Source organism: Paraburkholderia panacisoli (assembly GCF_008369935.1).
GTDB lineage: Bacteria > Pseudomonadota > Gammaproteobacteria > Burkholderiales > Burkholderiaceae > Paraburkholderia > Paraburkholderia panacisoli.
Window position 1 is genome coordinate 87,283 of record NZ_VTUZ01000039.1, and the last position, 7,149, is coordinate 94,431.

The 7,149-nt window shown below is 58.2% G+C and carries 3 protein-coding genes and 5 pseudogenes; 4 read left to right on the top strand and 4 right to left on the bottom strand.

Going from position 1 to position 7,149, the window contains the following annotated elements; genetic code table 11:
- Window positions 1-1,160 precede the first annotated feature (1,160 nt).
- The 3 genes and pseudogenes from FVF58_RS38375 to FVF58_RS38385 form a co-directional block, all read left to right on the top strand.
- A complete protein-coding gene (locus tag FVF58_RS38375; RefSeq protein WP_149674888.1) occupies window positions 1,161-2,096 on the top strand; it encodes an aldo/keto reductase in 936 nt (311 codons plus the stop codon).
- A gap of 37 nt (window positions 2,097-2,133) precedes the next feature.
- Window positions 2,134-2,517 (top strand): nuclear transport factor 2 family protein, encoded by a 384-nt coding sequence (locus tag FVF58_RS38380; protein ID WP_149674889.1) that lies wholly within the window; start codon window positions 2,134-2,136, stop codon window positions 2,515-2,517.
- Between the two features lie 79 nt (window positions 2,518-2,596).
- Window positions 2,597-2,847: pseudogene (locus tag FVF58_RS38385) on the top strand (DDE-type integrase/transposase/recombinase); the annotation flags it as partial.
- Window positions 2,848-2,907: 60 nt separating this feature from the next.
- On the opposite strand, the gene FVF58_RS38390 reads toward FVF58_RS38385, so the two are convergent.
- From FVF58_RS38390 to FVF58_RS53390, 4 genes and pseudogenes are all read right to left on the bottom strand, one after another.
- Window positions 2,908-4,467 (bottom strand): DHA2 family efflux MFS transporter permease subunit, encoded by a 1,560-nt coding sequence (locus tag FVF58_RS38390; RefSeq protein ID WP_149674890.1) that lies wholly within the window; start codon window positions 4,465-4,467, stop codon window positions 2,908-2,910.
- A gap of 86 nt (window positions 4,468-4,553) precedes the next feature.
- Window positions 4,554-5,708, bottom strand: a pseudogene (locus FVF58_RS38395) (EmrA/EmrK family multidrug efflux transporter periplasmic adaptor subunit); the annotation flags it as partial.
- A 49-nt stretch (window positions 5,709-5,757) separates the two neighbouring features.
- Window positions 5,758-5,994 (bottom strand): annotated as a pseudogene (locus FVF58_RS54945) (hypothetical protein); the annotation flags it as partial.
- A gap of 796 nt (window positions 5,995-6,790) precedes the next feature.
- Window positions 6,791-6,916, bottom strand: a pseudogene (locus FVF58_RS53390) (IS6 family transposase); the annotation flags it as partial.
- A gap of 47 nt (window positions 6,917-6,963) precedes the next feature.
- Here FVF58_RS53390 and FVF58_RS38410 point away from each other — a divergent pair.
- Window positions 6,964-7,149: pseudogene (locus FVF58_RS38410) on the top strand (LysR family transcriptional regulator); the annotation flags it as partial.

The window sequence follows — 7,149 nt, forward strand, 5'->3', positions numbered from 1 at the left end:
ACGATGACATTAGCGCTATCCAGACGGCGTCAACTTCTGCAAGACCCAGTGGCTTCCGCCATCAGGTTCCTGCTTGCCACGATCAACGATTCCGTGACAAGCGGTGAGGTCAGTTTATGCAGAATGGGGCATCAGTGACACTCTAGTTGCGACGGCTTAGGGACACTTTCTGTTCTTTTTCGGCCATACGGTCAAAGTCCTCCGCAAGACAGTCGTGTAGATCTGCATCGTGGATCTGATGGGTAACAGTCACCAGGATTGCTGAATGAAAGGATCGCGTCGAACGGGCGCTGCTGCGATTGCAGTGTCCCGGGAATGCGCTTTCGACCGAACACGTTGAGTCGTTAGACGGTTTGCCAAGGCGCGGTGGTTACACGCAGGAACAAGTGAAATTCCGCGAACCCAGATGATCTTGCGCCCGTTCCGCAGAATACGAGTCACGCACTGGGTACGATTGAATCATGCCGGTGCTGGTAAATGTCGTCAGGTGCCCGATCTGGCCCTTCGCTCGATGCACAAACACATATTCGGCGACATTACGTTCCAATGCGCCCGCTGCTCGGCTTGTCGGGCGAAGCCTGTTCAATTGCCGTACGCCGGCCGCAGTGACACCAGGCTCCATCCCTGCGATCGACTGACTGTCCGCAATCAAAAAGCCGACGGTCAGGTTCCGAAAACGCACTTCCCACGATCAGACTATCCGTCACGTTCCGGAACCCCGCCCAGCAATTCATTTGCTACACTTGACCAAGATGCAGACCTGTTTGGCCCACGGTTTGATCCTGATGACTGCGGCTGAGTGAATCAACGCGAGTCGATCTGTCGGCTTCAACTTCCGCACATTCAACACCAATCCGGCCCAGGAGAGAAGGGCTTCACGTCCACCGATCTGCCCGCTTGGGTTGTCGAGGCGACTCTGGCCTCTTTTCCAAAGCTACGAAGTCGCAGCTGCCGGTGAAGGGCACTTCACATTCCTTTACTGTAAGTAACGAGACTCGGTGGAAGCAGTTCACGAATTCGTTCGCCGGGAATTCGCTATGAAGCGGTTAGCCGACTCGAATACGTTGACGTTTTTCTGTTCATGGACCTCGGGCGCCAGAATTGCAGCCCGAGGCGTCGGTGCTTTGTCGCAGGACATGAAGTAGTGCGGAGGTGTCGTCATGATTGATTCTTTCGATTTCCGGAGCAAAAAGTTACAGCTTAATCACGGAGGCGGGCGTATGCCCGCGCTCGGATTTGGCACGTTGATTCCCGATGGAGCTACTACTGTCAGTGCTACCAAAGCCGCGCTGGAGACCGGATATCGTCACATCGATTGTGCCGAGCGATATCGGAACGAACGTGAGGTGGGCGAGTCTCTGCGGGTAGGACTTGCTGCGGGAGGGATTGCGCGCGAAGACGTCTTTGTGACCACAAAAATGTGGAATAACAATCATCGGCCCGAGCGTGTCGAACCGGCTTTCGAGGCGAGTCTTGGCAGGCTTGGACTCGACTATCTTGATCTCTATTTAATACACACTCCGTTCGCGTTTCAGCCAGGGGATGAGCAGGACCCGCGCGATGAAAACGGCGATGTCATCTACGATAAAGGGGTGACTTTGCTCGACACGTGGAGGGCGATGGAAGATCTCGTCGATCAAGGTAAATGCCGCGCCATTGGACTGTCTGACATCCTCCTGAACGAATTGCGGCCCCTCTACGAAGCGGCGAGAATCAAGCCTTCGGTGGTGCAGGTCGAAGCACATCCGTATCTTCCAGAAACCGAACTTCTGGAATTCTGCAAGGAGAAAGACATCGTGTTTCTGGCCTTTGCGCCGCTGGGTCATGGAATCAGGCCCGGGCCGCTTGAGGACCCGGTCGTCTCCCGGATTGCCGAGGAAATTGGCAAGACGCCAGCACAGGTACTGCTTGCCTGGGCGGTGCAGCGTGGCGGGGCGTTACTGACTACCCCCAAAACTGCGGCACGCGCGCGGGAGAATTTCGACATCTCTGCCCTTCCGGTTGACGCGTTTGACGAGATCAATCGGATTCAGATCAGGCGGAGATTCAACGACGTCGTCAAAACCGGCAGCGGGGGCTTCCTCTCCGCAACGTAAGCGATGGTGAAACGTGGACCGTGTGAGGAGGTAGGTGATGCAGGAAGCCAATATCCGCGAAGCTCTGGATGCACACTGGCACGCGTCGGCGGCCGGGGATCTCGACGTGGAACATGACATCTACGATGACAATGCCATCTGCGATTATCCCCAATCAGGCGAGCGGATCATTGGACGGAGCAATTTGCAGGCGTTGCGGAGTCATCATCCGGATAAGCCATCGGGTTTCAATGTCCAGCGAATTCAAGGGGAAGGTGATCTCTGGATCACGGAATATACGATTGACTATAAGGGACGAGTGACGTGTGTGGTGGGCGTCATGGAATTTCGCGCCGGCAAGGTTATTCACGAGACTCAGTATTTTTCGGATCCCTTTGAGGCACCGGGTTGGCGGAGTCAATGGGTTCGGCAGATCGTGTGATTTCGCGTTGCGGCGAGATATACCTCAGGAACGGTAGAAAGGGAACTCGAAGTTCAAGACTGCGGGCTGGCAAACGGAAGCGGTCGATGAGAATGGCACCGAACTCGACATCTTGCTACAAAGGCGGCGCGACAAAGCCGCGGCCATGTGCTGCGCTCGAGTCCCGTGCCGCGCAAGATCGTCACCGATCAGTTGCGTAGCTATCCGGCGGCAAAAGCCGAGATCGTGGAGCTTGCGAATGTGAAGCACGTGTTCGTCAAGGCGACTGCCTGGCTGAACAGCCGCGCAGAGAACTGCCACCAACCGACACGCGAACGCGAGCGGCGCATCCCCCAAGGGGACTTCCTTCGGGGCGTACCCCACCCGTGGATGCACAGGTTGACGCGCACCTCAGTGTGCGGCGCTCGCGGCGGCGGCACCGGCACCGCCTCCTCCGCTCGGCTTGGTGATCCAGATCAGCGGGATGATGACGATCATGATGATGGCTGAGGCATAAAAGACATCGTTTAGCCCCATCATTGCGGCCTGCGCGTCGACAACGTTATTGAACAGCGCATATGAGGATGCCGTATCGAGTCCCAGGAAGGAGTGGTAGGCATCGAGTTGCTGATTGAACGCCGGATTGGTCACACTGGTCTGCTGGGTCAAAATCTCGTGATGCAGGATGGTGCGGTTGTTCCATGCGACGTTCGCCAGCGATGTGCCAACGCCACCGCCAAACACCCGCGCGAAAGTCGAAAGACCAGCCGCCGCCGGTATCTTTTCATGCGGTTGCCCAGACAGGATGATCACCGTCAACGGAGCGAAGAACAGGGCCATCGGAATACCTTGAAGCAGCGTTGGCAGGATGATATGCCCCATATCGATGCCTGTGATGAAGAACGACCTCATGTAGTAGACGCCCGCGAAACCGATGAAAGCGAACGTACCAAGAATGCGTGCGTCGGTACGGGGCAGGATTTTTCCCATGATCGGCGCACCAATCAATGCGAAAACACCAATCGGCGCGGTGGCGAGCCCGGAGTCGAGCGCGCGGTAGCCGAGGTACGTCTGCATCCACTGTGGCAGCAATACTAACGTGCCGAAAAATATCGCATAAGAAATCGCGATCGAAATCGTGCCGCCGAGAAAGTTTCTCTGCCGGAACAGTGTCAGGTCGACGATCGGATTCGTCTCTGTGAGTTCCCAGACAATGAAGAGCGCGAAGCCGATCAGCGCGACGACTGTCAACGCGATGATCGTCGTCGACGTGAACCAGTCGAGATCCTTGCCCTTGTCGAGCATCACCTGCAGCGACGCCACCCAGGTGATCAGTAGCAGCAACCCGATGGTATCGATGGGCAGTTTCCTTGGCGGCGTGTCGCGCTCGCGATACAGGCTCCAGACCGTGGCTGCGGCAAATATGCCGACCGGGATGTTGATGTAGAAGATCCACGACCAGCTATAGCTGTCTGTGACCCAGCCTCCGAGCGCGGGTCCGACAATCGGGCCTGTGACGGCGATCATGGAGAAGATCGACAGCGCAAACGCGGATTTTTCTCTTGGCCAGGAACTGAGCAATAGCGCTTGCGACATAGGAATCAGTGGTCCTGCTACCGCGCCCTGCAACACGCGTGCGAGCAGTAGCACTGGCAATGACCATGCGATGCCGCACAACCACGACGACAGCACGAACAGCAGGATCGATCCGACGAAAAGCTTCACCTGGCCGAGGCGCTGGGTCAACCAGCCGGTCAAGGGGATCGAGACAGCGTTCGCCGCGGCGAACACCGTGATGACCCAGGTGCCTTCATTGATGGATACGCCGAGGTTGCCCGAAATGGTCGGGATGGCAACGTTCGCGATCGACGAGTCCAGGACGGTCATGAAACCCGCGAGACCCACGCTGAGCGAACCGAGAACGAGTTTGCCTCCGGTCAACGGAGGGTGCGACGTTGATTGAGTTGTCATTGTTTATCTCAGTTGAAAGCGTCCCGCCGTTGTGAAAGACACCTGTCCGCTCCTATTGCCTGCGTGCAGACTCTGGCACGTTATTCGTTCGCGGCAATGATGCGAGCGATCTCCGCATCGGCTTCATTGCCGTACTTCGCAAATACGTCGGTTTGATAGACAGTGTTCTCGATGTTGCTGAGTGGGCCACCGCTTTCGTCCTTGATATTGACGTCTACCAGCATAGATAGGCCGATGGCCAGTGGATGTTTTCCCAGCTCCTGCGGATCGAGTTTGATCCGCACCGGCAGACGCTGCACGACCTTGATCCAGTTGCCGGTCGCGTTCTGGGCGGGCAGTAGCGAAAACGCGGAACCTGTACCAGCGGAGAAGCCGACCACCTTGCCGTGATATACGACCGACGAACCGTATTTGTCCGCTGTCAGTTCAACCGGCTGACCCACCCGCATGTGCTTGAGTTGCCCTTCTTTGAAATTCGCGTCGATCCAGATTTGCTGAAGTGGCACGACCGAGACCAGTGGGTTGCCTGGCGATACGCGCTGACCGACCTGGACCGTACGCCTGGCGACATAGCCAGTCACCGGAGCAGGCAGCGTGTTGCGCGCCGCGGCCAGATACGCGTCTCGAACCTTCGCGGCGGCCGCGAGTACGTCGGGATGGTTGTCGATCGTCGTGTTAGCGGTCAGCGCGCGATTTGCCGCGAGCTGCTGTTGGGCGGCGTCGAGCGCGGCCTGTGTTGACTTCACCGCATCACGTGCGTGCGAAATTTCTTCTTGCGAGACGGCACCAGCCGTTCCGGTGGCCAGCCGTCGCCGCAGGTCATCCTTCACCTTTGACAGGTCTGATTGCCGCTGGGCGACCTGCGCGCGATATTGATCGTCGTTGATATACAGGCCGTGTACTCTGCGCACCGTTTGCGCCAAGGTGGCTTTGGCCTGCTGGAGCGCGATGCGGGCGTCGGCTGGGTCGAGCACGACGACCGGATCGCCTTGCTTCACTGTCTGGGTATCGTCGGCATTGACCGCGATGACCGTGCCGGTCACCTGCGGCGTGATCTGCACTACGTTGCCGTTGACGTAGGCGTCGTCCGTGTCCTCGTGGAAGCGCGCGACCAGGAAGTAATAGGCGCCGTAGGCTACCGCCGCGACCAGGATCAAGATGCCCACGAGCATCATCATCAGATTGCGCTTGCGGTTGCCCTCCGGCTTCGCGCTGGAGGGAGGTTGCTGTGGGGTGCTCATAGATATGCTCCGCGTTCTTGCAATCTGCTCCGCCTGTCCTGTCGGCCCATTAGGATCCGCGCGCCAAGTCTTCTGGACGCTTGCGCGCGGATGCCGAAGAAGGCGACACATCGGTTGGCACGACGAGGCTGTTCCGTTTCGCGACGAAGCCGCCGCCAAGCATCTTGATAAGTCCGATCTGCGTGGCGCGGCGGCTGATCCTGAGGTTCGTCACCGTCTGTTCGGCGGCGAGGCTGTTCTGGTCGGCGTTAGGTACCTGCGCTTCGTCGATCAACTGGGGCAGCAGTTGTGGGTCGCCGAACTGGCTCTGGCTTGAGGCGTATTGCGCCGGTACCGACATCTGCTTGTCGCTCTTGATGCCGATGTAGTTCACACATCCCGCGAGCACCAGCGCGGCCACTGGAACGGCTATGGCTGTTGGGCACATGCCGACGCTCAACCAAGGCGAAGGAGCATTCATCGCGGTTCCCTGTTCCATATACCTGGCATCGCCAGCGGTCAGTAGTTCCTTGTTTTCCCTCATGATGATTTATTGCTTTGGCAATATCCAGGTATGATTTCGCGGCCCTCGTCGCGGCAATTGGCATGAACGTCGCAGCATGCTTTTCAGGAAGCCGATTTCCTCGGACGTAAAACCCTGCGCCGCGGCGTTCGAGCAGCGGCCGATCGCATGCATGAAGAGCATACTGGCTGCGTACCCGTGATGCCGAGTTCGGTAGCGTGCATTGCGTGACCATGTGGTTGAGCAGCGACTGGACACGCAAAACCAGTTTGCCGTTTGAAAGCGTGGTCGAAGTGTCCTACGGACATGCCGCACTCATTGGCTAACATCGATGCCATCAGAGAGCCATCAAGATGCATATCGATCGGTTCCCTGACCCCGCTTCGCTTTCCACAGCGCGAGTCCCCCTCTGCGAATCGGAGGGGCGCAAAGTTTGCCATGGCCATCAGTCCGGAGCAGATGCGCGGTTAGGGCGCGTGTCCCCTGTATCTGCTTCATTCATCCTATGCGTCTATGCGTTGTAATCCGCATTGCGCCGGGCGTATCGCCCGGTGAAACTCGGGCTCGACTGAAGCCTCGGGGAGAGAGATTTCTGTGTGCGTTTCGGGTCGCGGAAGCCGCGGATGCGACACTCGCGTTCGCGCGTCGGTTGATCGCTCTTCTCTGCCCGGTTGTTCAACCGGGCAACCGCGTTGACGGACGGGTGCATCGGTCCGATCCGGCAACACTTCGCGCTCAATCGGCATCTGCTGCGCGTCGCGAGCGGTCTCGCAACTGGAGTCGCATTTGCGCACGCGTCTGCTCAATCGCACTACCCGCCACATAGCCCTGACCGAGGCGGGCCAGCGCTATCTGCACCGATGCGAACGGATACTCGCCGATATCGACGAGGCCGAAGCCGAGGCGGCGGATGCGCAAGCGAGACCTTCCGGACGGCTG

Coding starts and splice junctions, on each gene's coding strand:
- FVF58_RS38380 (WP_149674889.1), top strand. CDS start 2,134: ATGCAGGAAGCCAATATCCGCGAAGCTCTGGATGCACACTGGCACGCG.
- FVF58_RS38375 (WP_149674888.1), top strand. CDS start 1,161: ATGATTGATTCTTTCGATTTCCGGAGCAAAAAGTTACAGCTTAATCAC.
- FVF58_RS38390 (WP_149674890.1), bottom strand. CDS start 4,467: ATGACAACTCAATCAACGTCGCACCCTCCGTTGACCGGAGGCAAACTC.